The 20543-nt window shown below is 74.3% G+C and carries 19 protein-coding genes; 9 read left to right on the forward strand and 10 right to left on the reverse strand.

The features are described 5' to 3' along the window. Nucleotides 1-4: 4 nt before the first annotated feature. From RM779_RS21665 to RM779_RS21680, 4 genes are read left to right on the forward strand one after another with little or no spacing between them, the layout of a single operon-like run. On the forward strand, nt 5-1051 hold the full coding sequence (locus tag RM779_RS21665) for a M29 family metallopeptidase (RefSeq protein ID WP_311619397.1): 1047 nt from the start codon (nt 5-7) through the stop codon (nt 1049-1051). Beyond that, a complete protein-coding gene (locus RM779_RS21670; RefSeq protein WP_311619398.1) occupies nt 1048-1815 on the forward strand; it encodes a maleate cis-trans isomerase family protein in 768 nt (255 codons plus the stop codon). Before RM779_RS21665 ends, RM779_RS21670 begins: the two co-directional genes overlap by 4 nt. Then, nucleotides 1812-2483: an isochorismatase family protein gene (locus RM779_RS21675; RefSeq protein ID WP_311619399.1), complete on the forward strand. Its 672-nt coding sequence runs from the start codon at nt 1812-1814 to the stop codon at nt 2481-2483. Before RM779_RS21670 ends, RM779_RS21675 begins: the two co-directional genes overlap by 4 nt. Then, on the forward strand, nt 2480-3325 hold the full coding sequence (locus RM779_RS21680) for an alpha/beta fold hydrolase (RefSeq protein ID WP_311619400.1): 846 nt from the start codon (nt 2480-2482) through the stop codon (nt 3323-3325). The genes RM779_RS21675 and RM779_RS21680 overlap by 4 nt, the downstream gene beginning before the upstream one ends. Here the strand turns inward: RM779_RS21680 and RM779_RS21685 are convergent. The 4 genes from RM779_RS21685 to RM779_RS21700 form a co-directional block, all read right to left on the reverse strand. After that, nucleotides 3312-5150, reverse strand: coding sequence for an ABC transporter ATP-binding protein (locus RM779_RS21685; protein WP_311619401.1), 1839 nt, complete (start codon nt 5148-5150; stop codon nt 3312-3314). The genes RM779_RS21680 and RM779_RS21685 overlap by 14 nt on opposite strands. Next, entirely contained in the window at nt 5147-6865 is a 1719-nt protein-coding gene (locus tag RM779_RS21690) for an ABC transporter ATP-binding protein (protein WP_311619402.1), read from the reverse strand. Before RM779_RS21690 ends, RM779_RS21685 begins: the two co-directional genes overlap by 4 nt. Nucleotides 6866-7024: 159 nt before the next feature. Then, entirely contained in the window at nt 7025-7852 is an 828-nt protein-coding gene (locus tag RM779_RS21695) for a helix-turn-helix transcriptional regulator (RefSeq protein ID WP_311619403.1), read from the reverse strand. Nucleotides 7853-7920: 68 nt separating this feature from the next. Next, nucleotides 7921-8808 carry an alpha/beta hydrolase gene (locus RM779_RS21700; protein ID WP_311619404.1) on the reverse strand — a complete coding sequence of 296 codons (888 nt, stop codon included), beginning with the start codon at nt 8806-8808 and terminating at the stop codon, nt 7921-7923. 113 nt (nt 8809-8921) lie between these two features. On the opposite strand from RM779_RS21700, the gene RM779_RS21705 reads away from it, so the two are divergent. Next, on the forward strand, nt 8922-10958 hold the full coding sequence (locus tag RM779_RS21705) for an AfsR/SARP family transcriptional regulator (RefSeq protein WP_311619405.1): 2037 nt from the start codon (nt 8922-8924) through the stop codon (nt 10956-10958). A gap of 32 nt (nt 10959-10990) precedes the next feature. Beyond that, complete coding sequence (locus tag RM779_RS21710; RefSeq protein ID WP_311619406.1) at nt 10991-11725, forward strand: Clp protease N-terminal domain-containing protein; 735 nt, start codon at nt 10991-10993, stop codon at nt 11723-11725. Between the two features lie 45 nt (nt 11726-11770). Here the strand turns inward: RM779_RS21710 and RM779_RS21715 are convergent, their stop codons facing one another. Then, nucleotides 11771-12664: an alpha/beta hydrolase gene (locus tag RM779_RS21715; protein ID WP_311619407.1), complete on the reverse strand. Its 894-nt coding sequence runs from the start codon at nt 12662-12664 to the stop codon at nt 11771-11773. A gap of 322 nt (nt 12665-12986) precedes the next feature. Then, complete coding sequence (locus RM779_RS21720) at nt 12987-13682, reverse strand: TetR/AcrR family transcriptional regulator C-terminal domain-containing protein (protein ID WP_311619408.1); 696 nt, start codon at nt 13680-13682, stop codon at nt 12987-12989. 76 nt (nt 13683-13758) lie between these two features. Between RM779_RS21720 and RM779_RS21725 the strand changes: the two genes are divergently transcribed. Then, a complete protein-coding gene (locus RM779_RS21725; protein WP_394813356.1) occupies nt 13759-15291 on the forward strand; it encodes an MFS transporter in 1533 nt (510 codons plus the stop codon). A 98-nt stretch (nt 15292-15389) separates the two neighbouring features. On the opposite strand, the gene RM779_RS21730 is transcribed toward RM779_RS21725, so the two are convergent. Both RM779_RS21730 and RM779_RS21735 read right to left on the reverse strand, forming a co-directional pair. Beyond that, nucleotides 15390-16028 carry a VTT domain-containing protein gene (locus RM779_RS21730; RefSeq protein WP_311619409.1) on the reverse strand — a complete coding sequence of 213 codons (639 nt, stop codon included), beginning with the start codon at nt 16026-16028 and terminating at the stop codon, nt 15390-15392. 56 nt (nt 16029-16084) lie between these two features. Further along, nucleotides 16085-17068 (reverse strand): BtrH N-terminal domain-containing protein, encoded by a 984-nt coding sequence (locus tag RM779_RS21735; RefSeq protein WP_311619410.1) that lies wholly within the window; start codon nt 17066-17068, stop codon nt 16085-16087. A gap of 83 nt (nt 17069-17151) precedes the next feature. On the opposite strand from RM779_RS21735, the gene RM779_RS21740 reads away from it, so the two are divergent. Then, the gene (locus tag RM779_RS21740) at nt 17152-17502 is read left to right on the forward strand and encodes a hypothetical protein (RefSeq protein ID WP_311619411.1); all 351 of its coding nucleotides are present in this window, start codon (nt 17152-17154) and stop codon (nt 17500-17502) included. Between the two features lie 74 nt (nt 17503-17576). On the opposite strand, the gene RM779_RS21745 is transcribed toward RM779_RS21740, so the two are convergent. Beyond that, complete coding sequence (locus RM779_RS21745; protein WP_311619412.1) at nt 17577-18389, reverse strand: family 16 glycosylhydrolase; 813 nt, start codon at nt 18387-18389, stop codon at nt 17577-17579. Nucleotides 18390-18631: 242 nt separating this feature from the next. Here RM779_RS21745 and RM779_RS21750 point away from each other — a divergent pair, with 242 nt between their 5' ends. Further along, the gene (locus tag RM779_RS21750; protein WP_311619413.1) at nt 18632-19375 is read left to right on the forward strand and encodes a class I SAM-dependent methyltransferase; all 744 of its coding nucleotides are present in this window, start codon (nt 18632-18634) and stop codon (nt 19373-19375) included. 45 nt (nt 19376-19420) lie between these two features. Here the strand turns inward: RM779_RS21750 and RM779_RS21755 are convergent, their stop codons facing one another. Beyond that, complete coding sequence (locus RM779_RS21755; RefSeq protein WP_311619414.1) at nt 19421-20542, reverse strand: aromatic ring-hydroxylating oxygenase subunit alpha; 1122 nt, start codon at nt 20540-20542, stop codon at nt 19421-19423. Nucleotide 20543: the final 1 nt, after the last annotated feature.

Consider the following 20543-nt stretch of genomic DNA (forward strand, 5'->3'; position numbering starts at 1 on the left):
CATCATGGACCAGAACCTGTTCAATGACATCTGCCTCAAGCAATTGACCCTGTCGGCCGTGCACGAGGGCGAGACCGTGGCCGTCCTGACCCGCGGCAACGAACGCGGCGCCTACGCCGACGCGTTCCTGTGGGCGGCGCGGCAACTCGGCGCCCAGGCCTTCCACCTGCGGCTGCCGTCCCCGGTGAGCGCGTCCGGCGCCTGGGCCGTCGGCGACTCGGGGCTCGCGGGCAACCGGCACGCCGTGGCGGCGCTCAAAAGCGTCGACATGGTCGTCGACTGCACCTTCCTGCTGTTCTCCGCCGAGCAGTTCGAGATCCAGGCCGCGGGCACCCGCATCCTCACCGCCGTCGAGCCCGCCCCGCTGCTCGCCCGGCTGATGCCGACGCCCGAGCTGCGCGAACGCGTCGAGACCGGCGCGGAACTCCTCGCCAAGGCCCGCACCATGCGCATCACCAGCCCGCACGGCACCGACGTCACCTACCGGCTCGGCGTCTACCCGACCCTGAGCGAATACGGCTACACCGACACCCCGGGCCGCTGGGACCACTGGCCCGCGGCGTTCGTGTTCACCGGCGGCGCGGACGACGGCGTCGACGGCCGGATCGTCCTCGCACCAGGCGACGTGCTGCTGCCGTTCAACACCTACGTGCACACGCCCGTCGAGCTGACCATCGAACAGGGCTTCATCCGCGACATCCGCGGCGCCGGCGGCGTGCCGAGCCTGGACGCCGACCTGCTCAACTCCTACATCGAAAGCTTCGACGACCCGCGCGGCTACGGCATGAGCCACGTCGGGTGGGGTCTTGACGAGCGCGCGCACTGGCACGGGCTCACCCAGTTCGGCGGCGGCATGGGCATGGAACTGCGCAGCTTCTACGGCAACGTGATGTTCTCCATCGGCCCCAACAACGAACTCGGCGGGCCCAACGACACCGCCTGCCACTTCGACATACCGATGCGCGGCAACAGCCTCTACCTCGACGACGAACTCATCGTCGACGCGGGCGAACTCACCGTTCCGGAGATGAAGCCGGCGGTGCGGCGATGACCGACTACCGCATCGGCATGATCGTGCCGAGTTCCAACCTGACCATGGAGACCGAGCTGCCGCGGATGTTCCTGGCCCGCGAGGCCGCCGTGCCCGGCGAACGGTTCGTCCACCACGCGGCACGCGCCCGCATGCGGCACGTCACGCCAGAAGAACTGACCGCCATGAACGGCCAGACCCGCCGGGCCGCCGCCGAACTCGCCGACGCGCGGCCCGACCTCGTCACCACCGCCTGCCTCGTCGCCATCATGGCCCAGGGCCCCGGCTACCACTGCACCGCGGAGGACTCCATCGCCGAGGTCCTGGCGGCGGAGAACGCCACCGCCCCCGTCGTCTCCTCCGCCGGGGCGCTGCTCAGCGGCATCGCCGCCCTCGGCGCCCGCCGCGTCGCGATCATCACCCCCTATATGAAGCCGCTCACCCGCGCCGTCGCCGCGTACCTGGAGGACGCCGGGACCGAGGTCGTCGACGCGCTCTCGCTCGAAGTGCCGGACAACCTCGCCGTCGCCCGCCTCGACCCCGCCGAACTCCGCGCGCACGCCGGACAGCTGGACCTGTCGCGGGCCGACGCCCTGGTGCTCTCCGCCTGCGTGCAGATGCCCTCGCTGCCCGCCGTTCAGCCCGTGGAGGACGCCCTCGGCATCCCGGTGCTCTCCGCGGCCACCGCCACCTGCCACCGCATCCTCACCGAGCTGGGGCTGCGGCCCTACGTGCCGGGCGCGGGGCGGCTGCTCGGCGGCGAACTCGCCGGAGCCGCCGCGTGACCGGGGCGGGCCCGCACGGGGCGGACGTCGAACAGCTCTACCGGACGGCCGGGTTCGGCGCGGCGGTGCCGCGCGGCCGGCGCCCGGGACTCGTGGTCGTCGACCTCACCCGCGGGTTCACCGAGGACAGGTTCCCCACCGGCAGCGACCTCACCGACGTCGTGGCGGCAACGGGGCGGCTGATCGAAGCGGCCCGCGCGGCCGGGGTGTTCACCGTGTTCACGGCCATCGCCTACCGCCCGGCGGAGGCCCACGGCGACACCGTCGCCTGGCTCCGCAAGGCGCCGGGGCTGCGCGGCCTCGTCGAGGGCGGCGAGGCCGTCGCCCTCGACCCGCGGCTGCCGGTGCTGCCGGAGGACCACCTCCTCGTCAAGAAGGGCGCCTCCGCCTTCGCCGGCACCCCGCTGGCCGCGCTGCTCACCGCGGCGGGCTGCGACTCGGTCCTCGTCTGCGGCGCCACGACCAGCGGCTGCGTCCGCGCCACCGCGGTCGACGCCGTCCAGGCCGGGTTCGACACCCTCGTCGTCCGCGAATGCACCGGCGACCGCGCCCGTGGCCCGCACGACGCGGCACTCTTCGACCTCGCGGCCAAGTACGCCGACGTCGTTCCCCTCGACGAGGCAATCGGCCACCTGACCGCACTCACGACCAAGGAGAACGCGACGTGACCGGCCGCCTCCTCACCCAACGGGCCCTGGCCGACCTGGCCGACGTACCCGCCACCAGCCGCTGGGTGCGCTCCGGCGCGCTGCGCCTGCACGTGCTCGACTACGGCGGCGACGCACCGCCGCTGCTGGTGCTGCCCGGCATCACCACCCCGGCCGTCGGCATGGACTTCGTCGCCCGCGAACTCACCGGCCTCGTCCGGCCGCTCGTCCTCGACACCCGCGGCCGCGGCCTGTCCGACGACGGCCCGGGCGACCTCGACGCCCACGCCGACGACGTCGAGGCCGTGGCGGACGGCCTCGGCCTCGGCCGCCCCGCGCTGCTCGGCCACTCCATGGGCGCGCGCATCGCCGCCGTGGCCGCGGCGCGGCCCGGCGGCGCGGTGAGCGGCACCGTCCTCGTCGACCCGCCGATGAGCGGCCCGGGCCGCGGCCCCTACCCGACGCCGCTCGCGACGTTCCTCGACCAACTGGCGCAGGCGCGGCGCGGCACCACGGCCGAGGAGGTCGCCAGGGCCTGGCCGCGCTGGCCCGCGCGCGAACAGGCCCTGCGGGCCCGCTGGCTCGCCGGCTGCGCCGAGGCGGCGGTGACGGCGTCGCATGCCGGGTTCGAACGCGAGGACTTCTTCGCCACCTGGCCCGCGGTCCCCGCGCCGAGCGTGCTCCTGTACGGCGCGGACAGCCCGGTCGTCACCGCGGACGGCGCCGCGGAAGCGGCCCGGGCCAACCCGGCGGCCACCGTGACCGCCGTCCAGGGCGCCGGCCACATGGTCTTCTGGGACACCCCGCCCACCGCCCTGGCGGCCACCCGCACCGCGCTGGCCAAGGTCCTCACCGACCGGTGAGCCCCGCCCTCCCGGCCCCGCCGGGAGGGGGCAGGCCCTGCCACGACCGCCACAGCGCCGCGTAGGCACCTCCCGAGGCGACGAGAGCCTCGTGGGTGCCGCACTCGGTGACGCGGCCGCCCTCCATCACCGCCACCCGGTCGGCATCGCGGGCCGTGTGCAGGCGGTGGGCGATGGCGATCACCGTGCGGCCCGCCAGGAGAGCGGCCAGCGCCCGCTCCGTGTGGCGTGCGGTCGCCGGGTCGAGCAGGGCCGTCGCCTCGTCGAGTATCACGGTGTGCGGATCGGCCAGCACGACGCGGGCGAGCGCCAGTTGCTGCGCCCTGGTCCCGTCGATCCGGTGCCCGGCGTCGCCCAGCTCCGTGTCCAGACCGTCAGGCAGCCCGTCGGCCCACTCCTCGGCTCCCACGGCGGCCAGAGCCACCCGCACCTCGGAGTCCGGGGCGTCCGGCGCGGCGATCCGCACATTGTCCCGCACGGACCCCAGAAAGACGTGGTGCTCCTGGGTGACGAGGACGATCTGCCGGCGCAGCCGGCCCGGGGACAGGTCCGACACCGGAACGCCTCCCACGGTGACCGCACCCGCGCGCGGGGTGTCGAGACCCGCCAGCAGCCGGCCGAGCGTCGTCTTGCCCGCGCCGGAGGGGCCGACGACGGCCAGGCGTTCGCCCGGCCGCACGGACAGGTCGACGCCGTTGAGCACGTCGGGCGATCCGGCGTAGGCGAAGCGGACCCCGGCCACCTCGATCCTGCCGTCGGCGTCTCCACGCGGTCCCGGGACCGGCGCCGGGACCGGCCCCGGCCGCGGCGCCGGGACCGGCCCGTCCGCTTCCGCCAGCCCTTCGACCCGCGCGAAGGACGCCATGCTGCTCTGCAGTTGCTCGATCCGCATGAGGATCACGTCCAGCGGCTGCGACAGCTGCCGCAGGTAGAGAGCCGAGGCGATCACGGCGCCGAGGCTGACCACACCGCGGTCGTACAGCACGCCGCCGGCCAGGAGCACTCCGACGACGGGCACGGCGTACGACACGTCCATGGCCGGGAACAGCACGCTGCGCAGGTACAGGGTCCGCATCCGGCTGCGGTAGCCCCGTTCGACCGCGTCGGCGCAGGCGTCGGTCCTGCGCTGCTCCAGGCCGAACGCCTCGACCGTGCGCGCGCCCGCCGCGGTGGCGGCGATGACCTCGGCCAGCTCGGAGTTCGCCGCCCCCTCGGCCAGGTAGGCGCCGTGCGCGCGGCGCAGGTACCAGCGCAGCGCGAACCAGATGCCGGTGAGACCGGCGACCCCGCACAGGCCGAGCACCGGGGAGAGCGCGAAGACCGCCCCGATGATGAACACCGCCTGAATCGCGGCGATGAGCAGATCGGGCCCGGCGTCGCGCAGCGTGGTGCCCACCGCCGCGATGTCCCCCGCGCCACGCGCCGCGAGATCGCCCGTGCCCGCACGTTCCACCGCCGACGCGGGCAGTGCCAGGGCCCGGTCGACGTACTGTTCACGGATGCGAGCCAGGGTCCGTTCCCCGAAACGGTGCCCCACGTGGGCCGCGTACCGGGCCAGGAGGAACTGCGCCAGCGCGAAGCCCAGGATCGTCCATGCCAGCCGGTCGACCGCCGCCGTTCCCGACCCGGCCTCCACCTCGTCGACAATGGCGCCCAGCAGCCAGGGCGCCACGAGCCCCGCCGCGGCGGCGAGCGCGTTGAGCAGGAGCACGAGGGCGAAGGCGCGGCCGTCCAGCCGGATCAGGTGCCATGCCGCCCGGCGCAGCCTGGCCGGTCCGGCGGCGGGCAGGGCCGCCGGGCCCGCGGGCTCCGGACGGGCGGTCATCGCGGCACCTCCGCCGCCGGCCCGCCGCGCGACACCAGCCGTGCGTAGTCCGGGCGGCTCGCCAGCAGGCCGCGGTGGCTGCCCCGGGCGGCCGTCCGCCCGTCGACCAGGAAGTACACGGTGTCCGCCCGGTCGAGCAGCAGGGGCGAGGTGGTGGTGACCAGAGTGGTGTGCCCGGACCTGGCCGCGCGCAGCCGGGCCGCCACTTCGGCCTCCGTGTGGGCGTCCAGCGAGGAGGTGGGCTCCGTCAGCAGCAGCACGTCCGGCTTCGCGAACAGCGCTCTGGCCAGGCGGACCCGCTGGCGTTGCCCGCCGGACAGATTGCGGGCGTCGTCGGTGAGGGTCCCGTCGAGCCCGCCGGGCAGGCCCCGCACGACGTCCTCGGCCAGCGCCGCCTCGATCGCCGCCGCGACGGCCGCCTCGTCCGCGTCGCGGCGCCCCAGAATCGCGTCGCGCAGCGGGCCGGCGAACAGATGTGCCTCGTGGTCCGCCAGGAGTATCCGGCCGCGGACCTGCGCCGGCGCGACCTCGCCGAGGAGCACGGCACCCCAGCGCACCGCCGAGCCGGTGAAGCGGCCGAGCCGGTCGGCCACCGCGGCGGATTCGGCCGGGCGCGCGCTGACCAGAGCGGTCAGCTCGCCGGGGGCGAGGGTCACGCCCGAGTCCGGGTCGTGGAGCGCGGCCGGCCCCTCCGGGGCATCCGCGGGCGACGCTCCCTCCGCCGCGTCCGGCGCCATGCCGAGGAACCGCACCACCTGGCGCGCCGCCACCAGACCGCGGCTCAGGTCGTACGCGCCCTCGATGAAGAACGACACGGGTACCACGAGCACCGCCGCGTAGCCGTAGACCGCCACCAGCTCGCCCACGGTGATGTCCCCCTCCGCGGCGAGCCGTGCCGCCTGCCACGACACGCAGGCGAGGAACAGCGTCGGCATGCCGACTCCGAGCGCCGTGACCCAGCTGGTCACCGCACCGACCCGGTAGCCCCGGGCGCGCAGCTCCTGGGACTCGCGCCGGTAGCGGGCCGCGAACACGGCCTTGCCGCCCAGCCCGTTGAGGACCCGCAGCCCGCCGACCATGTCCACCAGGCGGGCCGCGACCATCCCCTGCTGCTCCCGGTAGGCGGTCTCCGCGTTCCGCAGCCTGCCGAGGAGCGGCCCGAGCAGCAGTGCCAGGACCGGCACGCCCACCAGGACGATCAGAGCCAGGGGCACCGAGACGGACAGCAGCAGAACGGCCACCGTCAGGTAGGCGATCACGGCGCCGACCCCGGGCCCCGTGATCGTCAGGGTGTTGCTGATCGACGCCACGTCGCCGAGCCCCAGCGTGACGACCTCCCCCGCCGTCAGCCGCCGCGACAGGGACGAGCCCAGTCGCGTGGTGTGCGCCACGATCAGCCGGGACGTGCGGTAGGTGGCGTTCAGGCGCACCCGCGTCATGGTGCGGTGCCGCGCGATGGCCAGCCAGGCGTTCACCCCGCCGACCGCGATGAGTGCCCCTGACCAGCCGGCCAGGGTCTCCGTACGGCCGGGCCGCAGGCCCTCGTCGATCGCTCGGGACAGCAGGAGGGGCGGGAGGGCGAGGCCGGTCATCCACAGCGTGGCGAACGCCGACCCTGCCAGCACGCGACGGCGCTGACGGGCCACCAGCCACCACAGGAAACGCGCGGGGCCCCGGAGATCCGGAGTGCCCGGCTCGGCGTGCAGATCTTTCACGTCCCGCCTCTCATGCCCCGGCCTTCCCTCCCGCCCTGCGCACCGATGCTCCCTCATGCGGATGATGCCTCATACATCACCGGGCAGGACCTCGTCATCGACGGCGGGCTCGTCGCCTCGGCCCCCGCGGCGTTGCGGGATTGACGTGCGGGAGCCCGTTCAGGCGGGGGCCGGTGTCGCGTGGACGGTGCCGAGCAGGTGCAGGGCCTCGGCGCTCGGGGTGCCCGGCTCCGCGTGATACACCACGAGCTGCCGGCCGGGCGCCTCGCGGACGTCGAACGTCTGGTAGGCGAGGGTGAGCGGCCCCACGTCGGGATGGCGGAGCCGCTTGGCTTCCTGCGTCTTGCCGCGCACCGTGTGGCTGCGCCACAGGCGGGTGAACTCCTCGCTGTACGCGGACATTTCGCGCACGAGGCGGTGCAGCCGCCGGCTGTCAGGGTCGTGGCCCGCGGCGTGGCGCAGGTGGGCCACGACCGCCTCGGCGGCCCGGTCCCAGTCCCGGTGGAAACCGCGGGCCGCCGGGTCAGCGAAGGTCATGCGCACCAGATTGTCCGCGGGCCGGAACGGCGCGTAGAGCGCGGCGGCCAGGGCGTTCGTGGCGAGGATGTCCAGCGTCCGGTTCAGCACCAGGGCCGGGGTGCCCGGCCAGCAGTCCATCAGCTGCCGCAGCCCCGCGCCGACCCGGTCGGACACGGGCTCCGCCGGGCCCGCGGCCACCGCCCCCGCCAGCCGGTGCAGGTGCGCCCTGGCGTCGGGGCCGAGCCGGAGGGCGCGGCCGAGCGCGTCGAGCACCTGGGGCGAGGGGTGCCGTTCGCGCCCCTGCTCCAGGCGCGCGTAGTAGTCGGCGTTGATGCCGGCGAGCACCGCCACCTCTTCGCGGCGCAGCCCCGGGACCCGGCGCGCGCCGTAACTCGCCATGCCGGCCTCCTCGGGCCCGAGGCCCGAGCGGCGGCTGCGCAGGAACTCCCCCAGGTGGTTGTCGGCCATGCCCCAAGGCTACGGGCGGCCGGGGCGCCCTGCCCGGGTGTGTCACGTCCAGGCAGCGCACCCCCGCTTCAGCCCGAGGACCGCGCGAGGAGCGCGCGCAGCTCCGCGGCGACCCCGGCGGGCGCCGCCTCGGCCATGAAGTGGCCCCAGTCGACGGAGACGTGCCGCAGGTCGGGTGCCCAGGCGCGCCACAGCGCCGCCGCGTCGTAGCCGAGCGCGGCGCCCCAGTCCTGCTGGAGCACGGTGACCGGCATCCGCAGCCGGTTGCCGCCGTCCCGGTCGGCCAGGTCGTGGGCGAGGTCGATGCCCGCGGAGGCGCGGTAGTCGGCGACGATGGACGGCACCGCGCGGCGGCAGGCGTCCAGGTAGGCCGCGCGAACGGCGGCGGGGATCGCGTCCTGACCGTTCGACCAGACGTCGAGGAAGTGGCCGAAGAACGCGTCGGGGGCGCCCGCGATCAGCTCTTCCGGCAGGCCGGGTGGCTGCGCCAGCAGGTAGAGGTGGAAGCCGACGGCCGCGGTGACGCCGTGCATCACGTCCCACATGTCGGGGGTGGGCAGCACGTCGAGGCAGGCCAGGTGCGTGACCGCGGCCGGATGGTCGAGCCCGGCGCGGAAGGCGACGAGGGCGCCGCGGTCGTGCCCGGCCAGCGCGAAGCGCTCGTGGCCGAGGGCGCGGGCCAGCGCGACGACATCGTTCGCCATCGTGCGCTTGGCGTAGGTGGTGTCGTCGGCCGCGGCGGGCTTGTCGCTCGCACCGTAGCCGCGCAGGTCGGGGCAGATGACGGTGTGGTCGGCGGCGAGCGCGGGGGCGACGTGCCGCCACATGAGGTGGGTCTGCGGGAAGCCGTGCAGCAGCACGAGCGGCGGCCCCGAGCCGCCCACGGCGGCGTGCAGGGACACGCCCTCGGCGACGGGCACCCGCCGCCGGTCGAAACCCTCGATGACAGGCGTCACGGTCTTGTCCTTCCTGGTGGCCGAACTGGGTGTGTCCAGCCTGTCGGGCCCGGATGAGCAGCGGGTGAGCGCGTTACCGTGGCCGCGGCGGTGCCGAGGGAAGGGTGGCGACGGTGCGGGTCGCGTTCGGGGTGCTGGGTCCGGTGACGGCCTGGGACGGCGCCGGGAACGCCATCCCGCTGAAGGGGCCGCGGCACCGCGCCGTGCTGGCCCGGCTGATCGTCGCCCGCCGCCGCGTCGTGCCCGTTCCGGTGCTGGTCGGCGACCTGTGGGCGCGGCCGCCCGAGGGGGCGGTCGCGGCGGTGCGCACCTTCGTCGCCGCGCTGCGCCGGGCTCTTGAGCCGGACCGGCCGCCGCGGGCGCCGGCCCGGCTGCTGGTCACGGAGGGCCCGGGGTACGCACTGCGCGCGGACCGGGGAACGGTGGACGCCTGGCGCTTCGAGCAGGCGCTGGCGCCCGGCGCGCGGGCGCCCGGTCAGGCGCTCGGTCAGGCGCTCGGTGCGCTGGACGAGGCGCTGGCGCTGTGGCGCGGCCCCGCCTACGCCGACTTCGCCGACGAGGGCTGGGCCGGGGCCGAACGGTCCCGGCTCGGCGAGCTGCGGCTGCACGCGGTGGAGCGCCGCGCCGAGACCCTGCTCGGCCTGGGCCGGGACGCCGAGGCGGTGCCGGACCTGGACGCGCACGTGGCCGAGCACCCGTGGCGCGAGGACGCGTGGCGTCTGCTGGCGCTCGCGCTGTACCGCACCGGCCGCCAGGGGGACGCGCTCGCGGTGCTGCGCCGGGCCAGAACGCTGCTGGTCGAGCAGCTGGGCGTGGACCCGGGGCGGCGGCTGCTGCGCCTGGAGGCCGACATCCTGGCGCACGCCGGTCACCTCGACGCCCCGCCCGGGCCGGAGGACCGGGCGGAACGGGTGTGGACGCGGACGGCCGCCGCCTACGACCGCGCCGTCGCGCCGGGGGCACGCGCCCGGCTCGAATCGACGGTCGGCCTGCTGCGGAACCTGGCGGTGACCGGCGGCGGCGGGCTCGCCGCGGCGCGCGAGCACCGCGAGGCGGCCATCGCGGCGGCCGAGGAGCTGGGCGACGCGGTGCTGACCGCCCGCGTGATCGGCGCCTACGACGTTCCGGCGATCTGGACCCGTTCCGACGACCCGCGTCTCGCGGCGCGCGTGGTGGCCGCGGCCGAACGGACGCTGGCCGCGCTGCCGCCGGACGCGCATCCGGCGGCGCGGGCCCGCCTGCTGGCCACGGTCGCGCTGGAATCCCGCGGCACGGGCGGGGTGCGCGGGGCGCGCGCCGCCGGGGAGGCGGCGGAGATCGCGCGCCGCCTCGGTGACCAGGCGCTGCTGGCGTTCGCTCTCAACGGGGTGTTCATGCAGAGCTGCCACCGCGCGGGCCTGGCGCCCCGCCGGGACGCGGTCGGCGCCGAGCTGGTGGCGCTGGCCGGCCGGAACGGCCTCGTCACCTACGAGGTGCTGGGGCACCTCATCCGGCTCCAGGCGCGCGCGGCGCTCGGCGACTTTCCCGGGGCCGACCGCCACGCGGGCGCCGCCGAGCGCCTGGCGGAACGGCACGAACTGCCGCTGGTGGGCGTGTTCACCGCGTGGTACGGCGCGCTGCGGCTCGCCGCGACCGGCCGGACGCCCGCGTCGGCGGAGGCGATGGAGACGGCGGAGGCGGCCTACCGGGACGCCGCCGCGCTGCTTGACGGCGCGGGCATGCCGGGCCTGGAACGCGGTCTGCTGCCGCTGGCCCTGCTGTGCCTGCGCGTGCGGCACGGCCGGCCGGCCCGCGTCGGCCGGGACACCGGCCGGGACACCGACTTCGGGCCCTACGAACCGTGGGCGCGCCCGCTGCTGCTGCTCGCCGAGGACCGCGCGGCCTGCGCCGCCGCGGCCCTGCGCGCGCTCCCGGACCCGCCGCACGACCTGCTGTTCGAGGCCCTGTGGACGCTCGCCGCGCGGGCCGCGATCGCCGTCGGCGACCGGCGGACGATGACCCGCGCCCACCACGCGCTCGCCCCCGCGGCGGGCGAGCTGGCCGGCGCGGGCAGCGGGCTGCTCACCCTGGGCCCGGTCGCGGACCACCTCGACGCCCTGGCGGCGGCCCTCGGGGACACCGGACCGGACCGGCCGTCAACCCAGGGTTGACACTCGGTTGAGTGTCAACTTACGGTTGACGCATGGCGAATCCAGTCCGCACGACCTACCCCGTTCGGCTCGACGACCTGATCGAAGCCATCAAGAAAGTGCACACCGACGCCCTGGACCAGCTGTCCGGCGCCGTCGTCGCCGCCGAGCACCTCGGCGACGTCGCCGACCACCTCATCGGCCACTTCGTGGACCAGGCACGGCGTTCCGGCGCCTCCTGGACGGACATCGGCCGCAGCATGGGCGTCACCCGCCAGGCCGCCCAGAAGCGCTTCGTCGCCAAGGGCCCGGGCGAAGCCGGGGACCTCGACCCCGCCCAGGGCTTCAGCCGGTTCACCGAGGCGGCCAGGAACGTCGTCATGGCGGCGCAGAACGAGGCCCATACCGCGGGCAACGACCTGATCCGCCCCGAGCACCTGGCGCTCGGCCTCCTTGTCGAGCCGGACGCCACCGCGGTGCGGGCGATCACCGCGCAGGGCGTCACGCCGGAAGCCGTCCGCCGGGCCGGCACCGCCGCGCTGCCGCCGGCGGCCGGCGAGGTGCCCGACCTCGTTCCCTTCGACCCCGGCGCCAAGAAGGTGCTGGAGCTGACCTTCCGCGAGGCCCTGCGGATGGGACACCCCCACGTCGGGACGGAGCACATTCTGCTGGCCCTGCTGGAGTTCGAGGGCGGCACCGGCCTGCTCGGCGGCCTCGGCGTCGACAAGGCGGCCGCGGAGGCCACCATCGCCGAGGCGGTGGTGGCCTCCGGGACCGAGGAGGAGTGACGGCGTGCCGCCACCCCCGGCTCGGACGGTCAGCCGGTCGGACGGTCAGACGGTCAGCCGGTCGAGGAGGCCGGCCGGCCGTGCCGGCCGGAGCAGGAATCCGGCATGGCTGGTGTCCAGGGTGTGCACCTCGTAGGGGTTGTCGGGCGTCAGGGCGTCGGCCTCGGCGATCAGCCGGTCCTGCATGGCGACCGGCAGCGACCGGTCGCCGGTGAGCCGGATGTAGGTGCGCGGGATCGTGCCCCAGGTCTCGGCGTGCCCCCGGGCGTCGGCCGTCATCACCGCCAGGGACTCGTCCGGCTGGAGAATGCTGAGGAAGGCGCGGAACTGCTCATCCGTGCCATCCGCCATGATCGCCGCCTTGAGCGCGGCGAGCAGGGCCGGGTCGGCGGTGCGGTAGTTGGCCCGGCCGACGCCGAGCGCGGCGGGGTCCCCGACGTTCAGCGCCTGCAAGGGGGCCAGCAGGCTGCCGGCGAACTCGGGTTCCTGCATGTACGCGACGGGGCTCGGCCGTTGCACGCACGACCAGGCGGAGATGTACACGAGCCGGTTCACCAGGTCGGGAACGGCGTTCCCCACTCCGGTGATGGTGGTTCCGCCGAGGCTGGCGCCCACCAGGACGACCGGCCCGTGCGCGGCCACCCGGCGGACGACGTCGACGACCATGTCGACGTTGTCCTGGAGGGTGACCCCGGCCAGGGCCGACGGCTCGGCCGCCCAGGCGTCGAGATCCTGCGGGGCCTGGTAGGCGACCGGGTACTGGGCGTCGAAGCCGTGCCCCGGCAGATCGACCGCGAGACTGCGGTGGCCGAGCAGTGCCAGTTCGCGCTGGACCGGGCTCCACATGAACGAGTTGGAGCCGGAGCCGTGCACGAGGACGAAGGTGGGGTCGGCATCGCGGGCCCGTCGCGAACGGGAGTCGCTTGAGACAGAAGCCATGAGAAAGAGTCCAATTCGGAAGGCGGCATGCGCGGTGCGGCCGCCGTTGTGCGAGAAGAAAGCCGGTGCGCCCCTCACGGGGGGCGTCAGGCTTCGGTGACGGGCACGGAAAGGCCGGCGGCGGCGCGAAGCAGCCGCCGCGTCAGCCGGTGTCGGTGCGCGTCGACAGGCAGGGCCGAGCGTCACGCACACGGCGGCGCCGTGGGGTCACTCGACCGGCAGGGTCACGTCTCAGGTCAGGCGGTACGGACGCGGACGAAGACGAAGGTGTAGGCCATGGCAGGACCATACCGATCGCCCCGGCGCTCCTCGCACCCGGGTGTCACCGCGGGCCGCGGTCGCCGAGTTGCGCTTCGAGGCCGTCGAGCAGGTAGGCGAGCCCGGCGGTGAAGCTGCCCGTCCAGTCGTCGTCGTACAGGTAGCCGTTCGCGGCCAGGGTGGGGTAGCGGTCGCGGTGCGTCAGCAACTGCTCCTGGCCGATGCGGCGTTCCTCGTCGGTGATGTGCAGGGCGGTCTCGGTGGAGGCGCTGCCCATCACGTGGTTGTACAGGGCCCAGGTCGCGGCCGAGAGGGCGGGGCCCGCGAACCCGGCGCGGGCCAGCGTGGACTGGAGTACCTCCATCCAGGCCAGGAAGTTGGGCCCGATGGTCGGCCGCCGCCGGGCGGGGACGGCCGCGGCCCAGGGGTGCCGCAGCAGCGCGGTGCGCCAAGCCGTCAGCACGGTGGTGACGTCCTCGCGCCAGTGGGCGGCGTGTCCTGTGCCCGCCGGCACCTCACCGAAGACGGCGTCGACGGCCAGGTCGATGACGTCGTCCTTCGTGTCGACGTGCCAGTAGAGGGACGGGGCGACGACGGCGAGCCGGTCGGCGAGCCTGCGCATGGTGAGCCGGTCGATGCCCTCCTCGTCGAGGAGCGCGACGGCCGCCTCGACGATGCGCGTGACCGTCAGCGGCGGCTCGCCCCTGGTGGCGCGGCGTGGCCGCAGCCACACGCTCCGCACGTCGCCCGCCTTGCCCATCGCGCCTCACCCGACTCCTGATCCGTGCCCGTTCACCGGTGGCGCCAGTGTAGTAGCGTGTTCGTCGCCCCTAACGATGTTAGGGGAAACGAATTACGTTAGACAGGGGTGGCCGGTGGCGGACACGACGCAGGAATCACAAGGGTCGGAGTCGGAGTCGAGGTCGGAGTCGGGGGCCTTCGGGCGGCAACGGCGGTGGACGCTGCTCGCGGTGAGCGCGGCCCAGCTGCTGGTCGTGCTCGACGGGACGATCGTCAACATCGCGCTGCCCTCCGCCCAGCAGGCACTCGGCATGTCCGACGCCAACCGGCAGTGGGCGATCACCGCCTACGCACTGGCGTTCGGCGGGCTGCTGCTGATCGGCGGCCGGGTCAGCGGCGCACTCGGCCACCGGCGCGCGTTCGCCATCGGCCTCGCCGGCTTCGCCGCTGCCTCCGCACTCGGCGGCGCGGCCCCCAACCCGGGAACGCTGTTCGCCGCGCGCGCCCTCCAGGGCGTCTTCGCCGCCCTGCTCGCGCCCGCCGGACTCTCGCTGCTGACCACCACGTTCACCGGCACCCGCGAACGCGGCCGGGCCCTCGGCGTGTTCGCCGCGGTCGGCGCCGCCGGCTCGGCCATCGGCCTCGTCGCCGGGGGCCTGCTGACCGAGTACGCCAACTGGCGCTGGTGCCTCTACATCAACGTCCCCGTCGCGCTGCTCGCCGTGCTCGGCACCGCCCTGGTGCCCGCGGACCCGCCGGGCCGCGGCGGCGGGCGGCTCGACGTGCCCGGGGCCCTGCTGAGCACCGCGGGCTTCGCCTCGCTGGTGTACGCGTTCAACGAGGCCGAGCCGCACGGCTGGGGCGCGCCGCGGGTGCACGCCCTGCTCGCCGCGGGCGTCCTGCTGCTGGCCGCGTTCGCCGCAGTCGAGCTGCGGAGCCGGGGCCCGCTGCTGCCGATGCGCGTCGTCCTGCACCGCGCCAGGGGCGGCGCGTTCCTCGCCATCTCGCTGATGTTCGTGGCGATGTTCGGCTTCTACCTCTTCATGAGCTACTACACGCAGACGGTGCTCGGCTACACGCCGGTGCAGGCCGGACTGACGCTCATCATCAACGCACTGGCCGCGCTGGCCGGTTCGACGCTGATCGCCGGGCGGCTGCACGGCCGCGTCCCGCCGGTGGCGCTCATCGTTCCCGGACTGCTCGCCGCCGCCGCCGGTCTCGCCATCCTCACCCGCCTGAGTGCGGACAGCAGCCACGTTCTGGCCCTGTACCTGGTGCCCGCGCTCGTCCTCACCGGCCTCGGCCTCGGCTGCGTCATGCCGCCGACCGCGGGCCTGGCCACCGCGGGCATGGGCCACCACGACATCGGTGCCGCCTCGGCCGCCTACCACGCGTCCCAGCAACTCGGCGCGGCACTCGGCACCGCACTCCTCAACACCGTCGCGGCGAGCGCCACCGCCGCCCACCTCACCGCGCACCCGGACGCCACGCCGGACGCCGCGACCGTGCACGGCTACACGACCGCGCTGACCGTGGCCCTCGCCATCCTGCTGGCCGCCGCCTGCCTCGTGGCGCTCCTGAACACCAGGTCGAGGCGCGGGTCACGCTCCGCGGAGCAGGTGGGCTGAGGTGGCGGCCAGGCGGATATCCGGCCGGTGTTCCGGGACGCCGACACGTTCGCCGCCCTGATCCGCGACCCGGTGGCGCCGTTCCGCGCTCGGACCCCTCACACCCTGGTGGCCGCGGCCGACCTGCCGGCCGCCCGAGCCCGCGGGCGGGCCCGCCGCCACACCGCCGCCGCGCCGGTCACGGCGAGGCCCGCGGCGGCGGCGAGCCACAGCGCGGGCGAGGACGGCGAGGCCGCCGCCGCCCCGGCCAGCACGGCGGCCGCGTTGCCCGGCACGGTGCCGAGCAGCGTCGCGGCGGCGAACGGCAGCCACCCCACCCGGCAGGCCGCGGCACCCAGGTTCACGGCCGCGAACGGCACCACCGGGAGCAGCCGCAGCACCAGCACGCCGGTGAACGCCCGCTCCGACAGCCGCCGTTCGAGCGCCGCGACCACACCGTGGCGCGGCAGCAGCGGGCGCAGCGCGAACCGCCCGGCGGCGAACGCCGCCAGCGCCCCGAGCGTGGTGCCCGCGGCGGCCACGGCGAGTCCTGGCCCGACCCCGAACGCCGCGCCCGCGGCGGCGCTGAGCGCCGGCTTGGGCACCAGCACCAGTGTCCCCAGCGCATACCCGGCCACGAACAACGGCCACGCCGTCCCCGGCCCGGGCACCCCGTCGCCGACCACGAACGCGGCACAGGCACCCCCCACGAGCAGCAGGGCGAGGAGCGTGGCCCGCGGAAGTCGGTGTCCGTGCACGCAAGGAATCACACCACTCCGCACGCCGGCGGTCACGCCCGGGCCCGCACGCCGGGCTAGAGCATGCTGAGTGCCCGCATCGCGTCGCGTTCGATGCGCGAGAGCTCGTGGAGGATGGCCCCGGCCTGCACGAGGTTCTCCGTGTCGCCGGATTCGCCTGCTGCCGCGACGAGTGCGGCCACCTGTGTCCAGCGGGTGGCGGCCTCGGTGTACAGGCGGTGGCCCGTGCGCAGGTGGCTGCTGTCGATCAGCCGGACACACTCGGCGAGGAAGTCCCGGTAAAGGTTGCGGAACAGAGCGCCGCCGGTGCCGGCCTGCTCCATGAGGACGGCGGCCCGCGGCAGGTCCTCCCGCGGATTGCCGCTGCGCGACAGCCACTTCGGCACCTGCCCGGCGGTCTTCTCGATGCCCCGGTGGCCCAGGTTCGCGATGGGCGGGTTCAGGAAGGCGTCGGCGCAGGTCCTGATCGCGGGGATGATCCGGTCCTGCGGCGCGGCCGGGCCGCTGGGCGCCGTGATGGTGAAGGAGCGGTGCCTGGCGGCCATGGGGCCGCGTTCGGCCCTGGCCCTGGCCAGGCCGGTGCGGCTGGTCGAGACGGCGCCGCCCTGCGGGGCGGTGTCCACCAGGTAGGCGTCCTGTTCGTCGTAGCCGTACATGGCCACGACGTGTCCGCCGAAGTGCACCTTGGTGCTGAAGTAGTCCAGGTGGTAGCTGTCGAGCTGAAGGCCGACCGGCCGGCCGGCGTCGATGGGGCCCGCCACGTTCTGCCATGCCTTGCGCGGGGAGGCGGTCTCCGCCACCCGGAGCTCAAGTCCGAGTGCGGCGGCCACGTTCCTGGTGAGCACGAACGGCTTGACCCGGCCGCCCAGGAAGGGGAAGCCCATGGCTTTGCTGTCCCAGTAGATGAACGACAGCCCGGAGCCGAGCCCGAACAGCATGGGCTCGGACAAGTCGAGTCCCTCATGCCGCAGCAGCACGCCAAGCGCCGTCGTCTCGCAGTGCTGCATACCGCGGACATCGACGTCTTTCACCATGGCCATGCGGCTCATTCTCCCCCTCACCGGACGACTCACCGGACGACAGCGCCGCGGTTGGGCGTGCGGGGGCACGGCATACTGTGCGGATGCCGACAGCAGAATCCATAGCCCGGCTGCGTGAAGTCCTCCAGCTGCTCAAGTCCTTCCACGAACCGGCCGACATCCGCCGTGCCCCCGCACTGGAGCCCGCCGTCGACAAGGTGGTCTCCGCCGCCGCGGAGCTGGTCGACGTCACGGAGCCCGAGAATCTGCAGCGGCTCGCCTTGGCCGTCAAAGCCATCAAGGCCGCGCAGAAGGCGGCACGCGCCCACCGCCGCAACCCCCTGACGCGCCCGCTCTCCCACGCGCGCTTCGCGCTGAAGGTCGGCTCGGCCCAGGGCGCGATCCAGGGTGTGGTGGACAAGCTGGACCCCGCGGACACGCGCCCGTCCTCCTGAACGGCCCCTCGTCCCGGCGGTGGCCGGTCTGGGGCGGGGCCGGCCGCCTCGGCACCCGGCCCCGCGCGCCGGGGTCAGGCCCGGGAGCGGCCGACGTAGATGTTGCGGGCGCGGTAGTGGGTGTCGGTGGTGGGTCCGGATGAGCCGGATGAGCCTTCCATCTGCAGGTTGATGATGATCCACATCGGCCTGCCGACGAAGTCGGCGCCCCGGTGCTGGCCGACCCACTGGTCGTCGAGGTAGTAGTGGATGTCGACGTCGGTGGCGCCGGCCTTGGAGATCCAGGCGCGGTAACCGTGCCAGGAGCCCGGGTTGGAGACGTTGACGATGGTGTTGGACCAGCCACCGGAGGCGTTCTTATAGGTGTTGAACCAGTTCCGCGCGTCTCCCTTGTACTCCAGGATGTCGCTTTCCGGCGGCCAGCTGTTGACGCCGGTCAGCCAGAACGCCGGCCACGTGCCGCGCCCGGACGGGGCCTGGAACTCTCCCTTCACCTCCCACTGGGGAAACTCGTCGCTGACCACGACGTGCTGTTTCGCGTGCACCGCGCCGGAGTGGTAGCGGATCGGCAAATACGGATCGGCGGAGCTGTTTCCCTCGTCCCAGTTGATGCGGGTCGCCTTGAGCGTCAGGGCATTGCCGTCCAGATAGACGTGATTGTGGTCGGTGCTGGACGCGTACATCCGGGCGGTGCCGTTGTGGTCGGAGCCCCACGGGTAGCGGTAGTTCCAGGCCGCCTCAAGCGACGCGTAGCTCGTGAACGAGCCGTTGATGACCGTTTCCCAGGCGGCCGCCGTGGCCGCCGTGGCGGGCCGTGCCAGGCCGAGCGCCGTGCCGGCCAGTCCGGCGCCGCCGGCCACCAGGAAACGTCGTCTGCTGTGCGCCATGCCGTTTCACCCTTCTCGTCAGGTACCGGGCGGCGCGGAATATCCGCGCCGCCCGTGAAACCGCGCAGCCGGCCGGTCGGTCGGCCGGTCGTTCGTTCGGATGCGATGTCACCGTCGTCCCGCCGCGATACCGCGTCAATCGGCCCCAACTCAAGCAATCACAAACAATCAGTTGCGTTCATCGGGCGGGGTGGACGAAAACCGGTCGACACCGGGGACCGCTTCCGGAATCGTGCGGCGGCATGCGACACGAAGACGTCTGGAACGTCCAGGTTGCCCAGAGCTACGACACGCCGGGTGCGGGCATGTTCGCCCCCGAGGTCCTGGAGCCGGCGGTGGACCGCCTCGCCGAACTCGCCGCCGGGGGACGCGCGCTGGAGTTCGCCATCGGAACGGGCCGGGTGGCCGTTCCGCTGGCGCGGCGCGGAGTACCGGTCGCCGGCGTCGAGTTGTCGCGCCCGATGCTCGGCCAACTGCGCACGAAGGCGGACGAGGAGACGATCCCGGTCGTCGTCGGCGATATGGCGACCGCCCGCGTGCCGGGGGTGTTCCGGCTCGTCTACCTCGTCTACAACGCGGTCTCCAATCTGCTCATCCAGCCGGAACAGGTCGCGTGCTTCCAGAACGCCGCCCGTCATCTCGCCCCGGGCGGACGGCTGGTCATCGAGCTGTGGGTGCCCCAGCTGCGGGAGCTGCCGCCCGGCCGGCAGGCGGTGGTCTCGCAGTCCGAGGAGGGGTACGTCTGCCTGGACACCTTCGACGTCCTGCGTCAGCAGGTCGTGTCCCACAACATCTGGTTCGACGAGGGCGAGCGGGCGCGGGTGTTCCGCAGCCCGCACCGCTACGTCTGGCCGGCCGAGCTGGACCTCATGGCCCAACTGGCCGGGTTCTGGCTGGAGTCCCGGCACGCGGACTGGCAGGGCGCCGAGTTCACCGCCGAGTCGCGTTCCCACGTCTCCGTCTACCGGCTGCCGGACGCCGCCTGAGCACCCGGCACACCCGCGTCAGCGCGCCCCCGGGGCCCGCGCGGCTCAGTGCAGCAGGGAGGTCACCCAGTGGTGGAATTCGGTGATGTGGTGTTCGGTCGGTACCAGGACGCCGCCCGTTCCGTAGGCGCGGGAGTGCATCGCGGGCTGGGTGCGTTCGCAGGCGGCGAAGTCCTGTTCGTTGACACGGTGGAACAGCTCCACAGAGGCGGAGATGTCGGCGCCGGAGTCGATGACGTCGGCCGCGTACAGCCAGTCGCACTCCACCCGGGTCAGGTCGGGGGCCAGGGGGAACATGCGGTGCAGGATGACGTGGTCGGGCACGAGGTTGAGGAAGACCTGCGGGCGGACCGTGGTGGCGAAGTAGCGGCGGTCCTGTTCCTCGGCGAGGCCGGGCAGGCGGCCGAAGCCGGCTTGGCCGTCCACGGTGAAGCCCTCGGCGTCGCCGGAGAACTCGGCGCCGTGCCCCACATAGGACTGGGCCGCGTACCCCCCGGCGAATTCGGGGAGCACCTGCACCAGTTCGGGGTGGATCGAGGCGCAGTGGTAGCACTCCATGAAGTTCTCGACGATCAGTTTCCAGTTGGCGCGTACCTCGTAGTCGATGCGCCGCCCGAGCACCAGATCGGCGGGCCGGTACCGTTCGACGGCGTCCGCGTCGCCCAGGCGGGCGGTGACGGAGCCGATGACGGTCTCCTCGAACGAGGGCGGCGTATCGGCCAGGCACACCCACGCGTAGCCGAGCCATTCGCGCAGCGCGACGCCGATCAGGCCGTAATCGGCGCGGTCCACGCCGGGCACGTCGCGGAGGTTGGGGGCGGCGACCAGGCGGCCGTCGAGCCCGTAGGTCCAGGCGTGGTACGGGCAGCGGAGGTTGCGCCGTACCTGGCCCGACTCCTCGGTGCACAACCGGGCGCCCCGGTGGCGGCAGACATTGAGGAACGCGCGCAGGGCGCCGTCGCGCGCGCGGGTGATCAGCACGTTCTCGCGCCCCACGGTGACCGTGCGGAAGGAGCCGGGCGTCAGCAGGTCGCCGGCGCGCACGGCGCAGATCCAGCGCGTTTCGAAGATCCGTTCCTGCTCGCGGCGGAACGTGGCGGGGTCGGTGTAGGCGGAGCCGGGCAGGGTCGGGAGCAGGCCGGCTTGGGTGATCGGCATCGTCGTCATG

It is taken from the genome of Streptomyces johnsoniae, from assembly GCF_031845565.1.
GTDB lineage: Bacteria > Actinomycetota > Actinomycetes > Streptomycetales > Streptomycetaceae > Streptomyces > Streptomyces johnsoniae.

Excerpts from the sequence above, each read along its gene's own strand:
- RM779_RS21665 (WP_311619397.1), top strand. The coding sequence starts at position 5 with ATGGACCAGAACCTGTTCAATGACATCTGCCTCAAGCAATTGACCCTG.
- RM779_RS21670 (WP_311619398.1), top strand. The coding sequence starts at position 1,048 with ATGACCGACTACCGCATCGGCATGATCGTGCCGAGTTCCAACCTGACC.
- RM779_RS21685 (WP_311619401.1), bottom strand. The coding sequence starts at position 5,150 with ATGACCGCCCGTCCGGAGCCCGCGGGCCCGGCGGCCCTGCCCGCCGCC.
- RM779_RS21695 (WP_311619403.1), bottom strand. The coding sequence starts at position 7,852 with ATGGCCGACAACCACCTGGGGGAGTTCCTGCGCAGCCGCCGCTCGGGC.
- RM779_RS21710 (WP_311619406.1), top strand. The coding sequence starts at position 10,991 with ATGGCGAATCCAGTCCGCACGACCTACCCCGTTCGGCTCGACGACCTG.
- RM779_RS21715 (WP_311619407.1), bottom strand. The coding sequence starts at position 12,664 with ATGGCTTCTGTCTCAAGCGACTCCCGTTCGCGACGGGCCCGCGATGCC.
- RM779_RS21720 (WP_311619408.1), bottom strand. The coding sequence starts at position 13,682 with ATGGGCAAGGCGGGCGACGTGCGGAGCGTGTGGCTGCGGCCACGCCGC.
- RM779_RS21725 (WP_394813356.1), top strand. The coding sequence starts at position 13,759 with ATGTTAGGGGAAACGAATTACGTTAGACAGGGGTGGCCGGTGGCGGAC.
- RM779_RS21735 (WP_311619410.1), bottom strand. The coding sequence starts at position 17,068 with ATGGCCATGGTGAAAGACGTCGATGTCCGCGGTATGCAGCACTGCGAG.
- RM779_RS21740 (WP_311619411.1), top strand. The coding sequence starts at position 17,152 with ATGCCGACAGCAGAATCCATAGCCCGGCTGCGTGAAGTCCTCCAGCTG.
- RM779_RS21745 (WP_311619412.1), bottom strand. The coding sequence starts at position 18,389 with ATGGCGCACAGCAGACGACGTTTCCTGGTGGCCGGCGGCGCCGGACTG.
- RM779_RS21750 (WP_311619413.1), top strand. The coding sequence starts at position 18,632 with ATGCGACACGAAGACGTCTGGAACGTCCAGGTTGCCCAGAGCTACGAC.
- RM779_RS21755 (WP_311619414.1), bottom strand. The coding sequence starts at position 20,542 with ATGACGACGATGCCGATCACCCAAGCCGGCCTGCTCCCGACCCTGCCC.